General features: G+C 57.9%; 21 protein-coding genes. 5 read left to right on the plus strand and 16 right to left on the minus strand.

Features of this window, described 5'->3' with window-relative positions:
• Positions 1 to 9: 9 nt before the first annotated feature.
• From ampD to BN3544_RS12020, 4 genes are all read left to right on the plus strand, one after another.
• Entirely contained in the window at positions 10 to 597 is a 588-nt protein-coding gene (ampD, locus tag BN3544_RS12005; protein ID WP_019430246.1) for a 1,6-anhydro-N-acetylmuramyl-L-alanine amidase AmpD, read from the plus strand.
• Positions 598 to 1019: 422 nt separating this feature from the next.
• Entirely contained in the window at positions 1020 to 3944 is a 2925-nt protein-coding gene (locus BN3544_RS12010; protein WP_026036696.1) for a ribonucleoside-diphosphate reductase subunit alpha, read from the plus strand.
• A 141-nt stretch (positions 3945 to 4085) separates the two neighbouring features.
• On the plus strand, positions 4086 to 5213 hold the full coding sequence (locus BN3544_RS12015; protein ID WP_019430244.1) for a ribonucleotide-diphosphate reductase subunit beta: 1128 nt from the start codon (positions 4086 to 4088) through the stop codon (positions 5211 to 5213).
• A gap of 192 nt (positions 5214 to 5405) precedes the next feature.
• Complete coding sequence (locus BN3544_RS12020; protein ID WP_026036695.1) at positions 5406 to 5951, plus strand: histone H1-like repetitive region-containing protein; 546 nt, start codon at positions 5406 to 5408, stop codon at positions 5949 to 5951.
• A 112-nt stretch (positions 5952 to 6063) separates the two neighbouring features.
• On the opposite strand, the gene BN3544_RS14480 is transcribed toward BN3544_RS12020, so the two are convergent.
• The 6 genes from BN3544_RS14480 to BN3544_RS12050 all read right to left on the minus strand — a co-directional run bounded on the left by BN3544_RS14480 (position 6064) and on the right by BN3544_RS12050 (position 10970).
• On the minus strand, positions 6064 to 6864 hold the full coding sequence (locus BN3544_RS14480; protein WP_231733971.1) for a zinc-ribbon and DUF3426 domain-containing protein: 801 nt from the start codon (positions 6862 to 6864) through the stop codon (positions 6064 to 6066).
• A gap of 88 nt (positions 6865 to 6952) precedes the next feature.
• Positions 6953 to 7849 carry a 50S ribosomal protein L11 methyltransferase gene (gene prmA / locus BN3544_RS12030; RefSeq protein WP_019430241.1) on the minus strand — a complete coding sequence of 299 codons (897 nt, stop codon included), beginning with the start codon at positions 7847 to 7849 and terminating at the stop codon, positions 6953 to 6955.
• A 6-nt stretch (positions 7850 to 7855) separates the two neighbouring features.
• Positions 7856 to 9205 carry an acetyl-CoA carboxylase biotin carboxylase subunit gene (gene accC / locus BN3544_RS12035; RefSeq protein WP_019430240.1) on the minus strand — a complete coding sequence of 450 codons (1350 nt, stop codon included), beginning with the start codon at positions 9203 to 9205 and terminating at the stop codon, positions 7856 to 7858.
• 15 nt (positions 9206 to 9220) lie between these two features.
• Entirely contained in the window at positions 9221 to 9667 is a 447-nt protein-coding gene (gene accB, locus BN3544_RS12040) for an acetyl-CoA carboxylase biotin carboxyl carrier protein (protein WP_019430239.1), read from the minus strand.
• Positions 9668 to 9828: 161 nt separating this feature from the next.
• Positions 9829 to 10389 (minus strand): TlpA family protein disulfide reductase, encoded by a 561-nt coding sequence (locus BN3544_RS12045; RefSeq protein WP_019430238.1) that lies wholly within the window; start codon positions 10387 to 10389, stop codon positions 9829 to 9831.
• The gene (locus tag BN3544_RS12050) at positions 10386 to 10970 is read right to left on the minus strand and encodes a hypothetical protein (RefSeq protein ID WP_026036693.1); all 585 of its coding nucleotides are present in this window, start codon (positions 10968 to 10970) and stop codon (positions 10386 to 10388) included. The genes BN3544_RS12045 and BN3544_RS12050 overlap by 4 nt, the downstream gene beginning before the upstream one ends.
• A gap of 59 nt (positions 10971 to 11029) precedes the next feature.
• Between BN3544_RS12050 and mpl the strand changes: the two genes are divergently transcribed.
• Positions 11030 to 12412 (plus strand): UDP-N-acetylmuramate:L-alanyl-gamma-D-glutamyl-meso-diaminopimelate ligase, encoded by a 1383-nt coding sequence (gene mpl, locus BN3544_RS12055; protein WP_026036692.1) that lies wholly within the window; start codon positions 11030 to 11032, stop codon positions 12410 to 12412.
• 43 nt (positions 12413 to 12455) lie between these two features.
• On the opposite strand, the gene BN3544_RS12060 is transcribed toward mpl, so the two are convergent.
• The 10 genes from BN3544_RS12060 to ftsZ all read right to left on the minus strand — a co-directional run bounded on the left by BN3544_RS12060 (position 12456) and on the right by ftsZ (position 24230).
• Positions 12456 to 13577 (minus strand): 3-deoxy-7-phosphoheptulonate synthase, encoded by a 1122-nt coding sequence (locus BN3544_RS12060; protein WP_019430235.1) that lies wholly within the window; start codon positions 13575 to 13577, stop codon positions 12456 to 12458.
• Positions 13578 to 13833: 256 nt separating this feature from the next.
• Entirely contained in the window at positions 13834 to 15294 is a 1461-nt protein-coding gene (tldD, locus tag BN3544_RS12065) for a metalloprotease TldD (protein WP_019430234.1), read from the minus strand.
• A gap of 277 nt (positions 15295 to 15571) precedes the next feature.
• A complete protein-coding gene (gene rodA, locus BN3544_RS12070) occupies positions 15572 to 16726 on the minus strand; it encodes a rod shape-determining protein RodA (RefSeq protein ID WP_019430233.1) in 1155 nt (384 codons plus the stop codon).
• A 48-nt stretch (positions 16727 to 16774) separates the two neighbouring features.
• Complete coding sequence (gene ruvC, locus BN3544_RS12075) at positions 16775 to 17323, minus strand: crossover junction endodeoxyribonuclease RuvC (RefSeq protein WP_026036691.1); 549 nt, start codon at positions 17321 to 17323, stop codon at positions 16775 to 16777.
• Positions 17324 to 17352: 29 nt separating this feature from the next.
• The gene (gene mtgA / locus BN3544_RS12080; protein WP_019430231.1) at positions 17353 to 18087 is read right to left on the minus strand and encodes a monofunctional biosynthetic peptidoglycan transglycosylase; all 735 of its coding nucleotides are present in this window, start codon (positions 18085 to 18087) and stop codon (positions 17353 to 17355) included.
• A 43-nt stretch (positions 18088 to 18130) separates the two neighbouring features.
• Positions 18131 to 19054, minus strand: coding sequence for an energy transducer TonB (locus BN3544_RS12085; protein WP_019430230.1), 924 nt, complete (start codon positions 19052 to 19054; stop codon positions 18131 to 18133).
• Positions 19044 to 21098 carry a ribonuclease catalytic domain-containing protein gene (locus BN3544_RS12090; RefSeq protein WP_019430229.1) on the minus strand — a complete coding sequence of 685 codons (2055 nt, stop codon included), beginning with the start codon at positions 21096 to 21098 and terminating at the stop codon, positions 19044 to 19046. Before BN3544_RS12090 ends, BN3544_RS12085 begins: the two co-directional genes overlap by 11 nt.
• A 44-nt stretch (positions 21099 to 21142) precedes the next feature.
• A complete protein-coding gene (locus BN3544_RS12095; RefSeq protein WP_019430228.1) occupies positions 21143 to 21739 on the minus strand; it encodes a YqiA/YcfP family alpha/beta fold hydrolase in 597 nt (198 codons plus the stop codon).
• 58 nt (positions 21740 to 21797) lie between these two features.
• Positions 21798 to 22721, minus strand: coding sequence for a UDP-3-O-acyl-N-acetylglucosamine deacetylase (lpxC, locus tag BN3544_RS12100; RefSeq protein ID WP_019430227.1), 924 nt, complete (start codon positions 22719 to 22721; stop codon positions 21798 to 21800).
• A gap of 294 nt (positions 22722 to 23015) precedes the next feature.
• Complete coding sequence (gene ftsZ, locus BN3544_RS12105; protein ID WP_019430226.1) at positions 23016 to 24230, minus strand: cell division protein FtsZ; 1215 nt, start codon at positions 24228 to 24230, stop codon at positions 23016 to 23018.
• Positions 24231 to 24274 lie beyond the last annotated feature (44 nt).

The raw sequence follows: 24274 nt of genomic DNA on the forward strand, positions 1-24274 counted from the left end.
CCAGAGGCCATGCACCTGCCTGCTTGCGACAACAGCGCCGCCTCAGCGTGGAAGCAAGGTTGGCACCCCCAAGCTCAGCGGCTGGCGTCCCCCAACTTCGGTCCACGCCCGAGCCCTGCCTGCATTGATCTGCTGGTGATCCACTCGATCAGTTTGCCGCCCGGGCAATACGGTGGCGATGCAGTGCAGCGCCTGTTCATCAACCGGCTCGATTGGGATGAGCACCCTTACTTTCAGTCCATCCGGGGGCTGCAGGTCTCTTCACACTTTTATATTCGGCGCGACGGCACCCTTTTGCAATTCGTCAGCTGCAACGATCGGGCTTGGCATGCGGGACAGTCGGCCTACCGTGGACGGACCAACTGCAACGACGACTCAATCGGCATCGAACTCGAGGGCCTGGAAGGTGACACTTTTGAAGAGGCCCAATACCGGTGTTTGGCCCAGCTGTGCCAAGACCTGCGCTGCAACTACCCCATCGCGCACATTGCCGGGCACGAACACATTGCCCCCGGTCGCAAACAAGACCCTGGCCCAGGCTTCGACTGGGCGCACCTGAAGCGACTGTTGGATTTTTCGCCTCAGGTTTTTCCCTGATTTCGGCCTGGCAACCACAGAAAAAAATATTTTCATGGTCTCGCCACGCACCAAAAATGGGCGGCGCGTTTCATGCTGAGCGTCAACCCGCACTCAAGTACGCCCTCAAATCAAGGCTTTCAAAGCGAAAAGTGCTCGGCAAGCCGCATAGCGCCTGAATTGGCCGCTTGAAAGCCTTAAAACGCAGGCTCTTGCGGGCTTCTTTTCAGAGCATGAAAGACGCAGCCCCAAACAGCTGCCCAGACATTTATTTGCCCATTTCGAGCAACCGGGCAAAAGCGCCCAGTACACTACCTGTAGTGGCTTGTGCAGATGTCAGACACCAGATATAGTGTCCATTACAAATTTTCACACCCTAAAGAAATGTCCGCTCAAGCGCCTTGTCCCGGACTCAAAGACCACCAAAATTCAAAGAAATGACCATGCAAACAGACCAAAACATCGCCACCCCATCACCAGCCCTGATGCGCCAGCCTGAAGCAGGACAAAACAGCGCTCCCGGCCTGCAGGCACTTGCGCATTACCAGATCATTCGCCGCAACGGCGCTGTGGTGCCTTTCGAGCCGAACAAAATCGCCGTGGCACTGATGAAGGCGTTTTTGGCTGTACACGGCACGCAAGGTGCCGCATCGGCCAGCGTTCGTGAAGTGGTCGAAGAGTTGACCCAAAACGTGGTCCGTGCTCTGGTTCGTTCACGTCCAGGTGGCGGCACATTCCACATTGAAGACGTGCAAGACCAAGTTGAATTGGGCTTGATGCGCAGCAGCAACCACGAAGTCGCACGCGCTTACGTGCTGTACCGCGAGCGTCGCACGCAAGAGCGCGCCCAGCATCAACAAGAAACGGCCCCCGTCACCGCCGAGCCACGTCTGCACGTCATGGATGGCGGCCAGCGTGTCGCTTTGGATCTGGATTACCTCAAATCCCTGATGGTCAACGCTTGTGCCGGTTTGGGCAAAGACGTCAGCCCAGAGCCCATCGTGGCCGAAACCATGCGCAACCTGTACGACGGTGTGCCCATGGAAGAGGTTTACAAAGCGTCCATCTTGGCTTCGCGGACGCTGATCGAAAAAGACCCGGACTACACCTACGTCACCGCGCGCCTTTTGATGCATACCATTGCCAAGGAAATTTTGGGCAAGGAAGTGACTCAGGACCAAATGGCCGAGGAGTACGTCAACTACTTTCCGAAATTCATCCAAAAAGGCGTCGATAACGATCTGCTTGATGAAAAACTGCTGCAATTTGACCTGGCCAAACTGGCCACGGCCCTCAAGCCAGAGCGCGACCTGCAATTTGACTACCTGGGCCTGCAAACCCTGTATGACCGCTACTTTTTGCACGTTCGCAAGAACCGCATTGAGATGCCGCAAGCGTTTTTCATGCGCGTCGCCATGGGCCTGTCGCTCAACGAAATCAACCGTGAAGCCCGTGCCATCGAGTTCTACGAGATCCTGTCTTCGTTTGACTTCATGTCCTCCACGCCCACGCTGTTCAACAGCGGCACCTTGCGCTCACAACTGTCGAGCTGCTACCTGACCACCGTGCCAGACGACTTGGATGGCATTTACGAGTCCATCAAAGAAAACGCCTTGCTGTCCAAGTTTGCGGGCGGCCTGGGCAACGACTGGACCCGTGTGCGCGCCATGGGCTCGCACATCAAGGGCACCAACGGCGAATCACAAGGCGTGGTGCCTTTCCTGAAGGTCGTGAACGATACGGCTGTGGCCGTCAACCAAGGTGGCAAACGCAAAGGTGCGGTCTGCACTTATCTGGAAACCTGGCACTTGGACATCGAAGAATTCCTGGAACTGCGCAAAAACACGGGCGACGACCGCCGCCGCACGCACGACATGAACACGGCCAACTGGATTCCCGACCTGTTCATGCGCCGCGTCATGGAAAAAGGCAGCTGGACCTTGTTCTCTCCATCCGATGTGCCTGACCTGCATGACCTTTTCGGTATGGCCTTCGAAAAAGCCTATGTCGCCTACGAACAAAAAGCCGAGCGCGGCGAAATTAAACCCAGCAAGACCGTGCCGGCGACAGACCTGTGGCGCAAGATGCTGTCGATGCTGTTTGAGACCGGCCACCCATGGGTCACATTCAAAGACCCCTGCAACGTGCGCTCACCCCAGCAACACGTCGGCGTGGTGCACTCGTCCAACCTTTGCACCGAGATCACGCTCAACACCAGCGACACCGAAACCGCTGTGTGCAATTTGGGCTCGGTTAACTTGTCGCGCCACCTCAAAGACAGCGCCACCGGCAAAGTCATTGACCACGACAAACTGAAAAAGACCATCACGATCGCCATGCGCATGCTGGACAACGTGATCGACATCAACTACTACGCCGTCAAAAAGGCCCGCGATTCCAATATGCGCCACCGCCCTGTTGGCCTCGGATTGATGGGCTTCCAGGATTCGCTGTACGAAATGCGCATCCCTTACGCCTCGCAAGCGGCTGTGGAGTTCGCCGACCAGTCGATGGAAGCGATTTGCTACTACGCTTATTGGGCATCGACCGAACTGGCCAAAGAGCGTGGTCAATACGCCACCTACAAAGGCTCTCTGTGGGACCAAGGCATTTTGCCGCTGGACACATTGGACCTGCTGGAGCGTGAGCGCGGTGGTTATGTCGAAGTCGACCGCTCTTCGACACTGGACTGGGACACACTGCGCAAGAAAATTGCAGCGGACGGCATGCGCAACTCCAACTGTGTGGCCATCGCGCCCACCGCCACCATCTCTAACATCATTGGTGTTGATGCCTCGATCGAGCCTTGCTTTGGCAACCTGTCAGTCAAGTCCAATTTGTCTGGTGAATTCACTGTGATCAACGGCTACTTGGTGCGCGACTTGAAGCGCTTGGGCCTGTGGGATGACGTGATGGTCATGGATCTGAAGCACTTTGATGGTTCACTGCGCCCCATCGATCGCGTCCCTCAAGAAGTAAAAGCGCTTTACGCCACTGCGTTCGAAGTTGAAACCACGTGGCTGGTCGAAGCGGCTGCACGCCGTCAGAAGTGGATTGACCAAGCGCAATCTTTGAACATCTACATGGCAGGTGCGTCGGGCAAAAAGCTGGATGACACCTACAAACTGGCCTGGTTGCGCGGTCTCAAAACCACTTACTACCTGCGCACATCCAGCGCTACGCAAGTAGAAAAATCAACCGTTCAAGCCGGCTCACACAACGCAGTCTCTTCATCGGGTGCGCCATCTTCAAGCATGAACGCAGTTGACGCCGCAGCGGCTTCAGCACAACTGCAAATGAACGCGACACCAGCCACCGATGTCAAGTTTTGCGCGATCGATGATCCAGGATGTGAAGCTTGCCAGTGATTTAAAAAGCATTGCACTTTGCTGTGACAAGCCAAGTGCGATGCAATTGAACAACACTTCAGAGTTGTACGTGTCAAAAAAGCGCATCGCTTCTTTGCATTTCGTGCGCTTGCTTTCATAATTTGAGAACTGGAATTTTTTATGTTGTCTTGGGACGAACAAATCAAACCCGCGTCGCAACCTGCGATGCCCTCTTTTTCTGGCGCTGATGAAACCGCAGCGTCAGCTGCTGCATCTTCAACAGCCAGCCCACGCCGAATGAATGCGGCAGACAAGCGCATCATCAACGGTCGGACTGACGTGAACCAGCTGGTTCCGTTCAAATACAAATGGGCTTGGGAGAAATACTTGGCCACCTGCGCCAACCACTGGATGCCGCAGGAAGTGAACATGAACCGCGACATCGCCTTGTGGAAAGACCCCAACGGTCTGACCGAAGACGAACGCCGCATCGTCAAGCGCAACTTGGGCTTCTTTGTCACAGCCGACTCGCTGGCTGCCAACAACATCGTGCTGGGCACCTACCGCCACATCACAGCGCCCGAGTGCCGTCAATTCCTGCTTCGTCAGGCCTTCGAAGAAGCCATTCACACCCACGCTTACCAATACATTGTGGAATCGCTGGGACTGGATGAAAGTGAAATCTTCAACGCCTACAACGAAGTCCAGTCCATTCGTGACAAGGACGAGTTCCTGATCCCGTTCATCAACGTGATCATGGACCCGAACTTCAAGACCGGCACTCTGGAAACCGACCAGACCTTGCTCAAGTCTTTGATCGTGTTTGCCTGCTTGATGGAGGGCCTGTTCTTCTACGTGGGCTTCACGCAAATTTTGGCCTTGGGTCGCCAAAACAAGATGACGGGCGCGGCCGAGCAGTACCAGTACATCCTGCGCGATGAGTCGATGCATTGCAATTTCGGCATTGACCTGATCAACACCGTCAAACTCGAAAATCCTCAACTGTGGACAGCCGAGTTCAAGGCCGAAATCAAGGAACTGTTCATCAAAGCGGTCGAGCTCGAATATCGCTATGCCGAAGACACCATGCCGCGTGGCGTGCTGGGCATGAACGCATCCATGTTCAAGGGCTACTTGCGCTACATTGCCAACCGACGTGCCACACAAATTGGCTTAGAGGCGCTTTTCCCGAACGAAGAGAATCCGTTCCCTTGGATGAGCGAAATGATTGACCTGAAAAAAGAACGCAACTTTTTTGAAACCCGGGTCATCGAATATCAATCTGGCGGGGCGTTGTCCTGGGACTGATCTTCTGAACACCCCTCGAATGAAACCCTTCTTCAAGCCACACGCCACAATGCATTCACGCATTGAGCCGTGTGGCTTTCCCGCGTTCATGGTGTTGGGGGATTCCTCAGCACCATGGATCGCTTTGTGCAAACCAACAAGCACCAAGCGTTCCCTTTTCGTTGAGTTCTCAACTTGATCAAGGAGAAAATCATGGCAACTGCAAAAAAAGTAGCGGCAAAAAAAGCTGCTCCCGCAAAGAAGGCCGTTGTGGCCAAAAAACCTGCTGCTAAAAAAGTAGCCGCAGCCAAGAAGCCCGCAGCCAAAAAAGCTGCTCCAGCTAAAAAAGCTGTAGCCGCCAAAAAGCCAGCAGCTAAAAAAGCAGCTCCAGCMAAAAAAGCCGTTGCAGCCAAAAAGCCCGCCGCTAAAAAAGCAGCTCCAGCTAAAAAAGCTGTAGCCGCCAAAAAGCCAGCAGCTAAAAAAGCAGCTCCAGCTAAAAAAGCCGTTGCAGCCAAGAAGCCCGCAGCCAAAAAAGCTGCTGCTGCCAAAAAGCCAGCTGCTAAAAAAGCTGCCCCAGCCAAAAAAGCTGCTGCTAAAAAAACCGCCGCTAAAAAGCCAGCCGCCAAAAAGCCAGCTGTGAAAAAAGCTGCTAAAAAACCTGCTGCAAAGAAGGCATCTAAAGCACCCGCTGCCCCCGCTGCACAGACAACACTGAATCCACAAGCTGCATGGCCGTTTCCTTCGGCCGCCAAGCCCTGATTCAACCGTTAGACGCAAGTAGCGCTAGAGCCCAATACTGGAAACGGTGTTGGGCTTTTTTGTGGACGGCCTTCAGGGACCGCGCAAGATACGGGCATTCAAGCCGCAGGGCTCAGGGGTAGAAGCTGAAAAGCCGGTAACCCACTGGCGCTAAGCCAGCTTCGGGCGATAAATGGATGAGGCCATCCCAAACTTGAGCAGGCGCCAAAACACTTGGTGCACCCTGCTGTGACACCAGCAACACACGCCGCACCAGGACTTTGTCTTGAGCATCCAGCAGCGTCAACGTCAGTGCTGGCATCTGCAAGGTATGCGATGTGGCGTTGCGGACAGTCCAGCCGAGCAGAAAACCAACATCGGTCGGCGTCAAACTGGAGTTCTCTATTACCACACCATCGCGAACTTGCACTGGCAAGATCTCGCAACCTAGAGAACGACAGGCCGCATGCAAAACGCGCGCAACACTCGGCTGCGTGGCAGCCAGCATGTGCCGTTCAATCCAGAGCCACTGGAGCGCAAGCGCCAACAGCAGTGCAAACACAAACGAGATAGGCCACCAAGATCGCGGCGGGTGTGATGCAGCCAAGTGTGTGGCGGACCGAACCGATTCCCCCGAAAGCGCAGAGAAGGCTTCGGGCGGTAAAACCGAGGGAAGCGGCGGGCTGAAAGTCGACAGCGCCTCTTCAAAGGAGGCCACAACCGCTGTTGGCGATGAGGTCGGAGGCGGCGAACGGTCTTCTTGCTTCAACAATTCATCGATCACCAAGCGCTCAGCGACTTCTTGCGCAGGCATTACACCAAGGGCACTTGAGCTGAGGTCAGGCCATGCCACCACCAGCCCAGTGCTGTCGAAAACATGTTGGCATTGTCCGCAGCGCAGCCAGCCTTGCGCGATCTTGATCTGATCGGACACCACTTGGTAGCTTGTGGCGCAAGCTGGGCAGCGGACAACCCAGCTCATGACATATTTTGGATCATGGGCCACGTCTGCACTGTGGTGTTCAAGCCGAAGCGGCAGGCGATGTCGCAGTCATCAGTATCCAGCCGTCTTCGCTGTCAGCAACCACGAGTTCAATCCACGGTGCATAAGCGGCCTTGAGTTCATCGGCCTGTCGCTCCAAGATGCCCGCGAGCACCAAGGAACCGCCCGAGGCCACATAAGAACACAACAGCGGAGCCAACACTTTGAGTGGTGTGGCCAAAATATTGGCAAGCACCGTTTGGTACTGCCCTTTTGCTTTGTCAGGCAAGCCAGCAAGCAGAACAACGCCATTGGCTTCGGCGTTCAAAACCGTGGACGTCACGGCCGCCTCATCAATGTCCACTGCATCGATGTTCAAGGCACCGTATTTTGCAGCGCCGATGGCCAAAATACCGGATCCGCAACCGTAGTCCAAAACACGTTGACCTTGCACGCCATGCTGTGCAATCCAACGCAAACACATGCGTGTTGTGGGATGCGTGCCCGTGCCAAAAGCCAGACCAGGGTCCAAACGAATGATCTGCCGCGCCTGTGCTGGCGGCTCGTGCCAGGTGGGCACAATCCAAAAATCGGGGGTGATTTCAACCGGCGCGAACTGCGACTGGGTCAAACGCACCCAATCCTGATCGGCAACGGCTTGAACACCCACGACACGACAGCCTTCAAAAAAGTCTTGTGCTAACAACAGTTGAACCGCTTCTTGGGCTTGGGACTCTTGTGCAAACAAGGCCACTATGCGCGAACGCTGCCAACCGTCTTTGGGGGGTGGCATGCCGGGCTCACCAAACAAGGCCTGCTCCGCAGGGGTTTGGGCATCGGCATCTTCGACGGACACGCTCAAGGCATCAAGGGCATCCAACGCGTCGCTCAAGACGTCAACCCGGTCTTCCGGGCACAGCAAGCTCAGTTCAAACATACCGTCTCAGCGTTTGTGCTGGCTCAGCCAGTGTTCAAGGTAGTGGATGTTGGTGCCACCTTGCATGAATTTGGCATCCACCATCAGCTCGCGGTGCAGCGGGATGTTGGTGTTGATGCCTTCGATCACCGTCTCATTCAAGGCGGTCTGCATGCGCGCCAAGGCCTGCTCGCGGGTGTCGCCATGAACGATCAACTTGCCGATCATCGAGTCGTAGTTCGGGGGCACGAAGTAGTTGTTGTAAACGTGTGAATCCACCCGCACACCCGGCCCGCCAGGCATGTGCCAAGACGTCACACGACCAGGCGATGGCGTGAACTTGAAGGGGTCTTCAGCGTTGATGCGGCATTCAATGGCATGGCCACGGATTTCGATTTGTTTCTGCGTGAAGGGCAGTTTTTCTCCCGCTGCCACCATGATCTGTGTCTTCACAATGTCAACGCCTGTGACCCATTCGGTGACCGGATGCTCGACCTGCACACGGGTGTTCATCTCAATGAAATAGAACTCGCCGTTTTCGTACAAAAACTCAAAAGTACCGGCACCGCGGTAATTGATCTTCTTGCAAGCAGCCACGCAGCGTTCACCAATTTTCTCGATCAGCTTGCGAGGAATGCCCGGCGCAGGCGCTTCTTCGATCACTTTTTGGTGACGCCGCTGCATGGAGCAGTCACGCTCGCCCAAGTAAACCGCATTCTTGTGCTTGTCAGCCAGGATCTGGATTTCGACGTGCCTTGGGTTCTGCAGAAATTTTTCCATGTAGACCGCAGGGTTGCCAAAAGCAGCACCGGCTTCGGCCTTGGTCATCTGAACCGCATTGATCAGGGCCGCTTCGGTGTGTACCACGCGCATGCCACGACCACCGCCGCCACCGGCCGCCTTGATGATGACGGGGTAGCCCACTGATTTGGCAATGCGGCGAATTTGAACCGGATCGTCGGGCAATTCACCCTCAGAGCCAGGCACGCAAGGCACGCCCGCACGAATCATGGCCTGCTTGGCAGACACCTTGTCACCCATGATGCGAATCGACTCGGGTGTAGGGCCGATGAACTGAAAGCCGCTTTTTTCGACGCGCTCGGCGAAGTCGGCGTTCTCGCTCAGAAACCCGTAGCCCGGATGAATCGCCTCGGCATCGGTCACTTCGGCCGCCGAAATGATGGCGGGCATATTGAGATAGCTCAAAGCAGAAGCCGCAGGGCCAATACACACCGCTTCTTCGGCCAACTTCACGTATTTAGCGTCTTTGTCAGCCTCGGAATACACCATAACCGCTTTGACGCCCAACTCTCGGCATGCGCGCTGGATGCGTAAAGCGATCTCACCACGGTTGGCCACCAGGATTTTCTTGAACATGAAATCCCCGTTTGCTTATTCGACGATGAACAAAGGCTGACCGTATTCAACCGCCTGGCCGTTTTCGCACAGGATTTGCGTCACAGTACCGGCCTTGTCGGATTCGATCTCATTGAGAATTTTCATGGCTTCGATGATGCACAAAGTGTCACCCTCCTTGACCACTGAGCCGATTTGGATGAAGGGCGCAGCACCAGGGCTGGAAGAGCGATAGAACGTGCCGACCATGGGTGATTTGACGGGGTGCCCGGTAGGCGCTGCAGGTACCTCTGCTGGCGCAGCTGCGGCGACGACAGGTGCCGCCACCGTGGCCACGGGTGCCGCTTGTTGCATCACCATGGGCGCCGCAACACCCATGCTTTTGACAATTCGAACCTTGCCTTCGGCTTCGGTGATTTCGAGCTCCGAGACGTTGGAATCCGATACCAAGTCAATCAATGTTTTCAGTTTGCGCAAATCCATAGATCCTCCATTGCTGTAAGCACATGTAATGGGTCGAATTTACACCAATTTTCATCAAAACAACTCAAAACTGCACCCATTCAGCGCCGCTGAAGCTTTAATTCACGCAGATTTGCTCGAATTCTTTGTCGAAACAGCGGCCAAACAAGCCGTTGCCGAGGTCAAGCGGCAGCAGCGCGCCATTGGACCAAGTCATCTTGCGACAGCTGCCCCATCTTTTGTCGCCAAATAGTGCCATCTGCCTTGAAAAACACCGTAAAGGGCAGACCACCCGCAGCATTGCCCAATGATTTAGACAGATCGGTCCCCGCCAAACCTGCCATGGCGATGGGAAAACCCAACGGTTGTCGCACCAAAAAACGGCGCACAGCACTGGGCTGGTCGATGGCCACTGCGACCACTTGATGACCGTTGACAGCATGTTCACGCCAAAAAGCGTCAATCATGGGCAACTCATCGATGCAAGGGGGGCACCAAGTGGCCCAAAAGTTCAGTAACAGCGGCTTCCCCTTGAACTCGGCCATTCCCAACATCTCTCCTGCTGGGGTTTCAAATTGTTGCGCCCAAAACGGGTGGCTAGCAACTTCGTTAACCGCTTGGGGCTGGTAACGCCACAAGGCGAGCCCAGCGCCGGCCACGGCAGCCGCTGCACCAGCACCTAAAACCAGGTTGCGCCTCGAAGCACCAAAGGTTTGATTGTTCATGTCCAAATTGTGATTCATGCGGCCAACAGTCGCTTCAATGCGTCCAAATCCCCTCTGGGCGAGCGGCCTTGGGCATCAGGCAACAGAGCACCGCGCAGATCGTCCAGGTCGTAAATGCGCAGGTGCACCCCCACATCTTCGTTCAAAGCTTCACAAAAACTGTGCACGCTCAGCACATCTACATCGTCCCCATGCAGGCCACGCACCGTCTGGACTTCATAGCGCTCGTTACGGTTAATCAACGCAATTTCGGCCGACTTAGGGTCATCACAAAACAAGGCCAAATCGATGTCGCACAAACGTGTGGCCCAGCCTTGCCACACCGCACCGCCCAAATGCGGGCGAAACTCGGCCAGCCGCCGCATCCAGACCTGCGCCAATTCCCGCAAAGCCTGCAACTCCCTAGGCTGTGTGTCGGCGCAAAACAAGGCGATGTAGTCCCGCACCTCGGCCTCAACCACATCATTCGTCGGCAAGGCGGTGCGGCCGGGCAAGCCCAGCGCTTTGAGTGCGCGGTGCTTGGCCGGGCCAAAGGCCAAGCCTTCTTCGACCACCATACGAGCAGCGGTGGCAGCGATTTCAAGAGCGACATCGTTCATGGGCAACGATTGTGCCCGGGTGGATGCGTGGCTCGGTTGCTGCCCCCTAAAATCTCCCTATGCATATTCATATTCTGGGCATTTGTGGCACCTTCATGGGTGGTTTGGCAGCACTGGCACGCGAAGCCGGTCATCGGGTCACGGGCTGTGACGCAGGCGTTTACCCGCCCATGAGCGACCAACTTCGGGCCTTGGGAATCGACCTGATCGAAGGCTTTGGCGTTGACCAGATGAACCTCAAGCCCGACATGTACGTGATTGGCAACGTCGTCAGCCGTGCTCGATTGAGCGATGGCAACCCCAAATTTCCTCTGATGGAAGCCATTCTGGAGACTGGCGCCCCCTACACCAGCGGCCCGCAATGGCTGGCCGAGCACGTGCTGCAAGGCAAGCATGTGCTGGCAGTGGCGGGAACCCACGGTAAAACCACCACCACCTCGATGCTGGCATGGGTGTTAGAGCAAGCCGGACTGCAACCGGGCTTTCTGGTGGGTGGCGTGCCACTCAATTTCGGCGTCTCAGCACGGCTCGGTGGTGGACAGTATTTCGTCATCGAAGCAGACGAATACGACACGGCGTTTTTCGACAAGCGCAGCAAATTCGTGCACTACCGCCCACGCACCGCGATCCTGAACAACCTGGAGTTCGACCACGCCGACATCTTTGATGACCTGGCCGCCATCGAGCGTCAGTTTCACCACCTGGTACGCACCGTGCCCGGCTCGGGCCGCGTGGTGGTCAACGGGCTGGAAGAGAGCCTCACCCGCGTGCTGGCGCAAGGCTGCTGGAGCGAGGTTCGCACTTTTGGTGCGGCCGTGAGCGACTTTGTTGCCGAAGGAGAACCGTCGGATTTCAATGTGCAGCAAGCCGGAAAAACGGTGGCCAATGTGCAATGGACCATCGGCGGTGTGCACAACCAACTCAACGCACTGGCCACCATCGCCGCAGCTGAGCATGTGGGCGTGAGTCCCGCCACAGCGGCGCAAGCACTGGCCACTTTTGAAAATGTCAAACGCCGCATGGAAGTGCGCGGCACCGTCCCATTTAAAGGCGGGGGCATCACCGTTTATGACGACTTTGCCCACCACCCCACCGCCATTCGCACCACCGTCAATGGCCTGCGCCGCCAGGTGGGCAAGGCCAGAATCTTGGCGATTTTCGAACCACGCAGCAACACAATGAAGCTTGGCACCATGAAAGCCCAACTGCCCTGGAGTCTGGAAGAAGCCGACCTGGCCTTTTGCCATTCGGGCGGCCTGGACTGGGATGCCCAAGCCACCCTCGCGTCCATGGGCTCGCGAGCGCAAGTGGGCGCCAACATTGACGAGGTGATTGCGCAGGTGCTGGCGCAAGTACAGCCCGGCGACCATTTGCTGTGCATGAGCAATGGCGGCTTTGGCGGCATTCATGCCAAATTGCTGCAAGCACTGCAAACCCACTGAACCACCGGGTCTTCCGCGGGAGCAAGCCCCCCGCTCGCGAAGGTCAGCGGGCGCGCCGAACCTTCACCGCATCCGACAACACTTGCAGCACGCCTTCGCTGTCGTCCCAGCCGATGCAAGCGTCAGTGATGCTTTGGCCGTAGTTCAGTTTCGACACATCGTCCTTGCCGGGGGTGAACTTCTGGGCGCCGTCCACCAAGTGGCTCTCGACCATGACGCCAAAGACTTGGCGTGAGCCGCCACTGATCTGCACCGCGATGTCTTTGGCCACGTCGATCTGACGCTCGTGCTTTTTGCTGCTGTTGGCATGGCTGCAGTCCACCATCAAGGTGGCCGGCAGCTTGGCCGCTTCGAGCTCCTTGCACGCAGCTGCCACGCTTTCGGCATCGTAGTTGGGGGCCTTGCCGCCCCGCAAAATCACATGGCAATCCTGGTTGCCCTGCGTCTGCACGATGGCGACCTGGCCGTTTTTGTGGACCGACAAAAAGTGGTGCCCACGCGCTGCGGCCTGGATCGCGTCGGTCGCGATTTTGATGTTGCCGTCCGTTCCGTTTTTGAAGCCGATGGGGGCCGACAAGCCCGAAGCCAGCTCGCGGTGCACCTGACTTTCCGTCGTGCGCGCACCGATGGCACCCCAACTGATGAGGTCGCCGATGTACTGGGGCGAGATCACGTCCAGAAACTCACTGCCTGCAGGCAGGCCCTGGCGATTGATCTCGATCAGCAACTGGCGTGCGATGCGCAGGCCTTCGTCGATGCGGTAGCTCTCGTCGAGGTAGGGGTCGTTGATCAGGCCCTTCCAGCCCACGGTGGTGCGGGGTTTTTCGAAGTACACGCGCATCACGACTTCGAGCGTGTCGGCGTATTTCTCACGCAAGGGCTTCAGGCGGCGGGCGTAGTCAAGTGCCGCAGCCGGATCGTGGATGGAGCAAGGGCCGATGATGACCAGCAAGCGATCGTCCTTGCCGTGCACGATATTGGCGATCGATTGGCGGGTTTTGGAAATCAGGGTTTCCGTGGCGGTGCCGGCAATCGGGAAAAACCGAATCAAATGTTCGGGCGGTGGGAGCACGGTGATGTCCTTGATGCGTTCGTCGTCGGTCTGGCCGGTGCGGTCAACAGCATTCGGATACCCAGCGTCTGGGGCTGTGGTTTTGGCGTTCATTGTGGACTCCTCAGATTGAAAAAACAGGTGAAAAAAAACCGCCGGGCTTTGAGGCTCCGGCGGTATGTATCGAGATGTTCGGGTGCTTATGCGCTCGCCTCTCGTCCGCCAGGGACTGAGAACCAAAAATAAAAAAAGTAAAAGGTGATGCGCGAAGACATGGGTTCAATGTAGCACAGCCAGATGACGGTTCCTGACAAGCGGGCACAGGGACAAACCCCGAGACCCGCCAAGCGACATCAGCTCAGGCCCATGCTCAGGCCGTGCCACCGACAGTCAAGCCGTCGATGCGCAAAGTCGGCTGCCCCACGCCCACCGGCACGCTCTGTCCCTCTTTGCCACAGGTGCCCACACCCGAGTCGAGCTTCATGTCGTTGCCGATCATGCTGATCTTCTTGAGCGATTCGGGGCCGCTGCCGATCAAGGTGGCGCCTTTGACGGGGTATTGGATCTTGCCGTTTTCTACCCAGTAGGCCTGGCTGGCCGAAAACACAAACTTGCCGCTGGTGATATCCACCTGACCGCCCGCAAAGTTGGTGGCATACAGGCCTTTTTTGATGCTGGCCACGATTTCTTCGGGGGTTTTGTCGCCGCCCAACATGTAGGTGTTGGTCATGCGTGGCATGGGCACATGGGCGTAGCTTTCGCGGCGGCCGTTGCCCGTGGGCTTGACGCCCATCAGTCGGGCGTTCATCGAATCCTGGATGTAGCCGCGCAGGATGCCATCTTCGATCAGCACGTTCTTTTGGCTGGCATGGCCCTCGTCGTCCACATTCAGCGAGCCACGACGGTCGGCCATGGTGCCGTCGTCCAGCACCGTCACGCCCTTGGCCGCCACACGCTGGCCGATGCGGCCGCTGAAGGCGCTAGAGCCTTTGCGGTTGAAGTCGCCTTCCAGACCGTGGCCCACAGCTTCGTGCAGCAGCACGCCAGGCCAACCATTGCCCAGCACCACCGTCATCTCGCCGGCAGGCGCAGGGCGGGCCTCAAGGTTGATGAGCGCGGCCGACACGGCTTCTTGAACGTAGCTCTCGACCATAACATCGTCAAAATAAGCCAGGCCAAAGCGACCGCCACCACCAGCACTGCCCACTTCACGGCGGCCGTTTTGCTCGGCGATGACCGTGACCGACAGGCGAATCAGGGGACGCACATCGGCGGCCAGTGTGCCGTCGGCGCGAGCGACCATGACCACGTCGTACTCGGTGGCCAAGCCCGCCATGACCTGCACCACACGAGGATCTTTGGCGCGGGCCATTTTTTCGACGCGACCAAGCAAATTGACCTTGGCCGTGCTGTCCAGCGTGGACATCGGGTCCAGCGAAGGGTAGAGCGAACGGCTGGCAGAGATTTTGCGGGCTGGCACCTTGATGCGCTTGTTTTGCGTGGCCTGCGCGATGGTGCGTACGGTCAGCGCAGCGTCCATCAATGAGGCTTCAGAAATGTCGTCCGAGTAGGCAAACGCGGTTTTTTCACCTGACACAGCCCGCACACCCACGCCTTGGTCGATGCTGAAGCTGCCGGTCTTGACGATGCCCTCTTCCAGGCTCCAGCCTTCGGAGCGGGTGTACTGAAAATACAAGTCAGCGTCATCGACCTGGTGCGCCTTGATGGCGGCCAGCGCCCGGCTCAGGTGGGTTTCATCCAAGCCAAAGGGTTCGAGCAAAAGGGCCCTGGCAGTGGCCAGGCGTTCGATGGTGGGTTCGCGTGAAATCATGGGAAGCATTGTAGGCACTGAGCAAACCCCTTGCCTGCGTGCTCTTTAGTGACTTGCGCTTGGGCCGCTACTCGGTGACTCTAAAAAAGCCGACCGCCCCATCCATCATGGCACCCAGACAGGCCGTCAGCATTGGGGGTCCACCTCGACCGCTTCCATACCGAACGGCTGGGAGCGCCCCGTGGTCCGTCAAAAGCAAGGCCAAAAATCTTCATGTGGATCATGGGCCAGTGATCTCCGCCCCATGGGGTTGTGCGGGTCTCCTGCGCGGTGTGGTTCAGGTCTGCACCAACTGTTTAGAGCGCGCAATCGACATCAAGATGCCTAAGGCCAAACCCAAGGTGACCATGGCCGTGCCGCCATAGCTGATGAAGGGCAATGGCACACCCACCACCGGCAAGATGCCGCTGACCATGCCCATGTTCACAAAGGCATAGGTGAAGAAAATCATGGCCATGCTGCCCGCCAGCAAACGGCTGAACAGCGTGGGCGCTTCGGCCGCAATAACCAACGCCCGATAGACCAAAAAGAAGAACCAGAAAATCAGGAACAAGCCGCCGACGAACCCAAACTCTTCGCCGTACGCTGCAAAAATGAAGTCGGTGGTGCGCTCGGGGATGAACTCCAGGTGCGTCTGCGTGCCCTGCATGAAGCCCTTGCCCCAAAATCCGCCTGAGCCGATGGCGATCATGCCCTGAATGATGTGAAAACCCTTGCCCAAGGGGTCACGCGTGGGGTCAAGCAAGGTGCAAATGCGCTGCCGCTGGTACTCGTGCAACACCTGCCAGTCCACACCATCGGCGCACAAGGTGGGCTCCATGACCACCAGCACCACCACCCCAACCAAGCCCAAGACCACAGGCGGCAAGATCCAGCGCCATTGCAGTCCGGCAAAAAAAATCACAGCCAACCCCGCCGCCAACACCAACAAAGAGGTGCCCAAATCAGGTTGTTTCATGATCAAGCCGACTGGAACCCCCAAGATGAGCAAGGCCACAGCGAAATCCGAGGGCCGAAGTTGCCCTTCGCGTTTTTGAAACCAGGTGGCCAGCATCAAGGGCAAGGCGATTTTCAGAATTTCGCTAGGCTGGATGACCACCCCCAGATTGACCCATCGCCGAGCCCCTTTTTTGGTGATGCCAAAAATAGCCACCGCCACCAGCAAAACCACCCCGGCAGTGTAAATGGGCACGGCCCAGGCCATGAGTTTTTGCGGCGGCATTTGGGCCACCACAAACATGATGCCCCCCGCCAGCAGCATGTTGCGGCCATGGTCCACAAAACGGGTGCCATGGTCGAAACCCGACGAGTACATGATCAACAAGCCGGCGCATGCGAGCATGAACACGGCGAACGCCAAAGGGCCGTCGAAGCCCTTGAGCAGATAGCGCACACGCTGAAACAGCGTCGGTTTGTGAATGACGGAACCCATGGCGCGGATTATCTCAGGCTGAATTTAAAAATAGACTAGGCCATCAGGTCAGTGGCTTCGCCCGCTGCGGAACATGCCATGGGTTTTGCGATTGAGGACGCCTTGGGCGGCCAGTTTGTTCATGGACGGGCTGGCGTGCGCATGCGTGATCGCCATGCCCAAAGCATCGGCGGCATCCTGACGCGGCACCACTGGCAACTGCAGCAAGCGCTTGACCATTTCCTGAACCTGCGATTTGGCGGCACGCCCATGACCTGTCACCGACTGCTTCATTTGCAAGGCCGTGTATTCGGCAACCGGCAGGTCGCAAGACACCAAAGCCGTGACACAACACCCCCGTGCCTGACCCAGCAGCAAGGTCGCTTGCGGGTTGATGTTGACAAACACGATCTCGACCGACGCCACATCGGGCTGGTAACGGGCATGAATTTCGCGGATGCCGTCGTAAATCACCTTCAGGCGAGCGGGCAGGTTGCCCATTTCCTCGCGAGTGGTCTCGATCACGCCGCTGGCCACGTACTGCAAGCGCGAGCCTGTCATGTCCAGCACCCCGAAACCGGTGGTCTGCAAGCCAGGGTCGATGCCCAAAATACGCAGGGTTTGCGGGGCAGGTGTGGTCAAAGTGCTCATGGCAACACCACGTCACCCATGCGGGCCATGATGGTTTCGGCCCGACTGGCCAGGTAGGCCGATTGCGCACGCTGCTCAAAATAACGCGGGCGAGGCAACATGACCGCCAAACGGGCGGCCTCCCAGTCGCTCAGACGGGCAGCGCTTTTTCTGAAGTAGTGCTGCGCGGCCGCTTCGGCCCCAAAAACGCCCTCCCCCCACTCCACGCTGTTGAGGTAAATCTCCAGAATGCGTTGCTTGGACAGGAAGGTCTCCAAGGTCAGGGTGATCAGCATCTCTTGGCCCTTACGCACCAAGGTGCGCTCGCCAGACAAAAAAAGGTTTTTGGCCAATTGCTGGGTGATGGTCGAGCCGCCCACAATTTTGACGTGAGGTGTCTTGGCATCGGGTCGGCGCTGGGCACGCTGCTCGGCCACGGCTTTGGCCTTGGCGTTTTTCTCCCAGGCTTTTTCCAAAGACTCCCACCAAACACCGCCGTGTTGCGAGAAAACGCTGTCTTCCGAGGCGATCACCGCCCGCTGCAAGCTGGGGGATATGCTTTTTCGGTCGACCCATTCCTGCCGCCAGGGCAGCCGGCTTTGCCGAGTCACAATTTGCCAGACCTGCGAGCGTTCAAAGCTGGTGGATTGCGGCGACAACAACGCCATGCTGGCAATGCGCAACGCAAAAAACACCTGCAAAGCCAAACAAGCCAGCAAAACCAGCACACACCAACGACCGAAAGCGCGCATCAATGTCCTTTGTCTGAATGGTCTAAAAAAGGGGGCAAACGGGTCATGGCTGCCGGGGTTGTGCGGCCAACATGCGCGTTTCCAGGCTGCCATCTTTGGAGAACTGGAAACGTGTGACCACCACAATCTGATCGGCCTGCCGCCGCATGTTAGCGCTGAACGCATCAAATGGCGCGGCACTGCGCACAATCGCTACGGCCCGCTGGTCAAGCAAAGGCTGACCAGAGGTCTTGACCACCTCGGTCTGGACCAGTCGCCCTCGGACATCGACCGTGATCACCATGCTCAATTGCCCATAGAGTTTTTGCCCGCCCACCTGCGGAAAATTGAGGGTGCCACGCGTTTCGATGGTGCGCCGTAATTTGTCGTAATAAAGGGCGTAAACCGCTTCTTGGGTGGCTGGGCTGATGTACCGCTTGCGGGGGCCGCCTTGGGTTTTTTCGACCCGAGGTTCGATTTGGGCCAATTGCCGGTTCAATTGCTGCCGGCGCTCTTGTCTGGCCTGACGCTCAGGTGCCTGGGCATTCTCGCCCGTATTTTCCTGAGTCAAGGCCGACAACTCTTGCTGAAGCTGAGTCAACAAGCGCATTTGCTGCAACTTGAGCGCTTCAATTTGGCGCTGCATGGCCCCGATGTCGGTGCCCGATTCGTTGACGACCGAAGGTGGCACAGGGGTGCTGGCCCGTTGCAAGCCGGGCGCTTGACCGCCACCCGACAGCCGCACTTGGGCAATGGCCTGCGCCCGCTCGGGGAGACTGTCGCTGCGGGCGTTCACCAAAACCACCTCCAATGACGAGTCTTCAAACACGCGATTGAAACTGGCCGGATCGGCAAAGCGCCAAGCCATCAGCACCGCATGAAGCAACACCGAAAACCCGATGGCCCACCACAAGGTGTGGCGTGTAAACGCCCGTTTCAGACGCGAGACAAGCCCCGTTTCAAAAGGCTGAATCTCTTCAAGCGCCATCGCTTTGCGTGCTGTCGTTCAGATCGACTGCGATAGTGAGTGGGCCTGCGGCCATGGCTTCGTCTTCTTCTGCCTCGTCGCTTTCCTGGTCTGCTGACACCACAGGCGCATCCAGGTGCGCGGTCACCGTGCCATTGACATCCAGCGCCATCAAGTCGACCTGCCCCAATTTGACGCGCACACGCGCACCGCGCATCAAACCCTGGGCGCCCATCACACTGAACATCAGCGGCAAACTGTCAGCCCGAACCAACCAGATGCCGCCCCCCATCTCCTTGACCAAGCTGGCTTCCAGCTCTTCAATGCCCTGCTGCTCGACATGGCGCAACGTCCAGTAACGCTCCATGCTCGACTGCACGCTGTTGTAGGCGCTGTAGGCCGCGTCAAAGCCACTGATGATGGAGAACAACTCGGCATCTTTAGGCTTGAAGGGCGCGGCCAAGGCAGCGGTCGCACCATGCTTGGCGCACGCGATGATTTGCCACTGGTTAACCAAGTCGGTGTAACGGCGCAGGGGGGATGTGCTCCAGGCATAACTGGGCACGCCAATGCCGGCGTGCGGCAAGGCCTTGGTGCCCATGCGCACCTTCACGCCGGGCGCCATGCTGGCCTGGCTGCGGTAAATACCGGGCACGCCCAAACTGGCCATCCACTGGCCCCAAGTGCTGTTGGCCAAAATCATGGCCTCAGCCACCATCAGATCGAGCGGCGCACCGCGCTGGCGCACCCCGATCAACACCGTCTCTTCGCCCGTGGGTGGCAAGTCGTTGCTGGGGCGATCGAGCTTGAAACTGTAGTCAGGGCGGTTGAAGCTTTCGGGCTTGCCGCGCACCACCTCGCGCCGCGCTTTGAGGGTTTGCGCCAAGCGCCAGAAAAAACCGAGCGTGGCACGGCTCACCGGCACATCGGCGTGGTCGCTTTGGTCTTCACCTTCGAGCCATTCGCGGGTGATGCGGTCGTCCAGTTGGTCATGCCGCAGGTTGACCAAGATAGGCACACGCTCCAGCTTGGTTTCAGTGCTTTGCACTTCCAGGGTGTCTTCGCTGAAAGTCACATACAAAGACACCGCCGGGCAGTCCCGCCCCTCAATCAAGGTGTAGGCCTGCACCACGTCGTCGGGCAGCATGGTGATCTTGTAGCCCGGCATGTACACCGTGGACAAACGCTGACGACCCAACTGGTCGATGGCGCTGCCCGGCGTCAAGGCCAGGCCGGGCGCGGCAATGTGGATGCCCACCGTGACGGTTCCGGTGCCCAAGCCCTGCAAGGACAAAGCATCGTCGATTTCGGTGGTGTGTGAATCGTCGATCGAAAAAGCCTGCACCGGGGCCAGCGGCAATTCATCCTGAATGGCCGGGGCTTGCAAAGCCGGAAAGCCGGTGCCCTTCGGAAACAGGTCAAACAAGAACCGCTGCCAATGAAAATCCCAGGCCGAAGCGATGGCCCCAGCGTTTTGCAACAAGTCCAAAGGCGCTGACTGGCTGGCTTTGCTGGCCTCGACCACGGCTTTGTATTCGGGCGTGTTTTTGTCGGGACGGAACAGGATTTTGTACAGCTGTTCGCGGATCGGAGCTGGGCACACGCCCGCCACCAACTCGGCTGACCAAGCCTCGATCTGGGCTTGAAGCTGCTTCTTTTTCTCGATCGCGAGCAAGGCCTGTTGCACGATTTCGGCAGGCGCTTTGCGGTAACGGCCTTTACCACCACGGCGAAAATAATGCGGCGCTTCATGCAGGCGCAGCAAAGCGGCCACTTGGTGCACCGTGCTGGCACCCTCGCTGAAGTAGTCTTTGGCCAGATCGGCAAAACCGAATTCCTCGTCCGAGGCAAATTCGTAGGCCAGCTCCAGCTCAATGCTTTGGCTCAGGGCGGCGGCTTCGCTCAGCAACGTCGCGGGGCTTGGTTTTTCAAACTTGAGCAGCATTTGCGCTGCCTTGACTTTGACCCGTTTGCCCGAATCGAGCTCCACCTGAGCGGAGGCCTCGGCTTCGGACAGGATGCGTCCGGCCATGAATTTGCCGGCTTCTTCAAATAATGCGTACATGGACCGATTTTCCCATGCGCTGTTGCCTTGACAGGCGTCGGGCCTCAGGCCAAGTGAAGAAATTCCAAGATTTCTGGCAAGACATCGTCAAAATCACTCAGCGCGTGATCACTGCCCTCCAACAGGCGCACTTGGCCCAATGCGTGCCGGGTCAGCATTTCGCGCCAATCCAGCACCTCATCCCCCTTGGCGATCACCGCCAAGCTTGAGGGTGGATGGCTCGAGTCGACCGGGGTCAGCGCCTCCAGATCGACCAATTCCTGTACGTGGGTCGCCTCAAAAAATATTTTTTGCGAGGGATCGTGCCATGCAGGGTGTTCGCCAATGTGGCGCGCCAAATCACGCGACGGGTACACAGCCGGATTGAGCAACACAGCCGGACAGCCCAATTGCCGGGCCAGCACAGCCGCATAAAAACCGCCGAGTGAGGAGCCAATGATCGCCATGTGCTGACGCGGCCACGCCGACACGCCCGACCACACCATGGCCATGGCCTGCTTGGGAGAAGCGGGCAATGACGGGCACCACCAAGTCACGTCAGGGTGCTGGTTTTGCACGATCTCCGCCATTTTTCGGGCCTTCATCGACTGGGGCGATGAGCGAAAACCGTGCAGGTAAAGCAGGTGCGTGGTGCGGGTCATCGCCAAACCAGTCAAAACGCCATGATCAAGGTCAATTTGGCGCGTGCGTCAAGGCGGCTCACCAGGCAGGCTGCAGCGCAGCAAAGCCTCGTGGCGCTTCGCTGGGCCGATCAAAGCTCACGATGTCATAAGCATCAGGCTGGGCCAGCAAGGCCCGCAAGAGCTGGTTGTTCATGGCATGGCCGGAGCGAAACGCGCTGTATGCGGCCAACAACGGTTTGCCCAAAATGTACAAATCGCCCATCGCGTCGAGGATCTTGTGTTTGACGAACTCGTCGTCGTAGCGCAAACCGTCCGAATTGAGCACCCGGTAATCGTCCATCACGATGGCGTTGTCCAAGCCGCCCCCCAAAGCCAGCCCGTTGGCACGCAACATTTCCACATCTTTGGTGAAGCCAAAAGTACGGGCGCGGGCAATGTCACGGGCGTACACACCTTCGGACATGTCAAACACCACCTGCTGTCCGGTCGAGTCCACGGCAGGGTGTCGGAAATCGATCTCGAAGCTCAGCTTGTAGCCGTGGTAGGGCGTCAAACGCGCCCACTTGATGTTTTGGCCCTCGCCCTCAGACACCTCCACAGGCTTGAGCACGCGCACAAAGCGCTTGGGTGCCTGTTGCTCGACCACGCCTGCGCTTTGCAACAAGAAGACAAACGAAGAAGCCGAACCATCCAGGATGGGCACCTCTTCGGCCGTGATGTCGACATACAAGTTGTCAATCCCCAAACCGGCACAGGCCGACATCAGGTGCTCGACCGTCAAGACCTTGGCCTGCCCTGCCGAAATGGTGGAGGCCAGGCGGGTGTCGGTCACCGCCTCAGCGTTGACGGGGATATCGACCGGCTCAGGCAGGTCGATCCGGCGAAACACAATGCCGGTGTCGGGGGCTGCGGGGCGCAGGGTCAGCTCGACACGCTGACCGCTGTGCAAACCCACGCCGACGGCTTTGGTCAAGGTTTTGAGGGTGCGTTGAGCGAGCATGGGATTATTTTAATTGCCATGGGGTTGTGTGGTGCTGACAAGGCATTGAACTTGGCGCTTAGGCCGACTTTGCCAACACACCAGTCCCGGTGTGCTCCCCGGGGCTGGCGGGCGATATTGAGGCGCGAAGCGACGACGAGCCCGACGGCCCCGGGGAACATACCGGGACGGACCCTACCCAAAGCCATTTCCAAAGTTCTACCCCCCACTCGTTTGAACTCAAGCAAAAAGGGGCCCGACAGGCAAACGCCCGTCAGGCCCCAAAGCACCAGAAATAACCGTCAGATCCGCAGATCAGTCTGCTTGCTTGCGCAAGAAAGCGGGGATCTCGATGTCGTCCATGCCCGCGTTGGCCATGCCGTCGACTCGGGCCGCGGCGTGCGTGCGGTTGCTGCGCCAGTAGGCGGGCACGTTCACCCCATTGGCTGCCGAAGGAGAGGCTGCGTTCAGTGTCGGCGCCACGGCGTCTTGCCCGCTCATGGTGAAGGACACGTTGTCGGTACCGGTGCGCAACACTTGCAGCGGAGGCGCTGTGCGGCGTGCACCGGCTTTGGACAGGCCCGTGGCCACGACGGTCACACGAATCTCGTCGCCCAGGCTTTCGTCGTAGGCTGTGCCGTAAATCACATGGGCGTTTTCCGAAGCGTAAGCGCGGATGGTGTTCATTGCCTGCTTGGACTCGGACAACTTCAAAGAACCCTTGGCGGCACTGATCAACACCAGCACGCCCTTGGCACCCGACAAGTCCACACCTTCCAACAGCGGGCAAGCCACGGCTTGCTCGGCCGCAATGCGAGCGCGATCTGGGCCGCTGGCTGCAGCAGTGCCCATCATGGCTTTGCCTGGCTCGCCCATCACGGTGCGCACGTCTTCAAAGTCGACGTTCACATGGCCGGGCACATTGATGATCTCGGCAATGCCGCCAACAGCGTTTTTCAGCACATCATTGGCGTGAGCAAAAGCCTCGTCTTGTGTCATGTCTTCGCCGCCGGGCAATTCCAGCAGTTTTTCGTTCAACACCACGATCAGCGAATCGACATTGGCTTCAAGTTCCTGCATGCCGATATCGGCATTGGACATGCGACGACCGCCTTCAAATTCAAACGGCTTGGTCACCACACCCACCGTCAAAATGCCCATCTCTTTGGCAATGCGAGCGATCACAGGCGCTGCGCCCGTGCCCGTACCGCCACCCATGCCTGCGGTGATGAACAACATGTGCGCGCCTTCGATGGCGGCACGGATGTCGGCTTCGGCACTCTCAGCGGCTTCGCGGCCTTTTTCGGGCTTGCTTCCAGCGCCCAAACCGGTTTGACCCAACTGGATAAAGCGGTGTGCCGCGCTGCGTGCAAGCGCTTGCGCATCGGTGTTGGCGCAGACGAATTCAACGCCTTGGACTTGGCGCTCGATCATGTGCTCGACAGCGTTACCGCCGCCACCGCCGACACCGATCACTTTGATTTGGGTGCCTTGGTTGAATTCTTCGGTTTGGATCATTTCGATGGTCATGGTGCTACTCCTGAGATTGTTTGCAGTTGCTTGGATTTTCTAGA

Source organism: Limnohabitans sp. Rim47 (assembly GCF_001517545.1).
Classification (GTDB): Bacteria; Pseudomonadota; Gammaproteobacteria; order Burkholderiales; family Burkholderiaceae_C; genus Limnohabitans_A.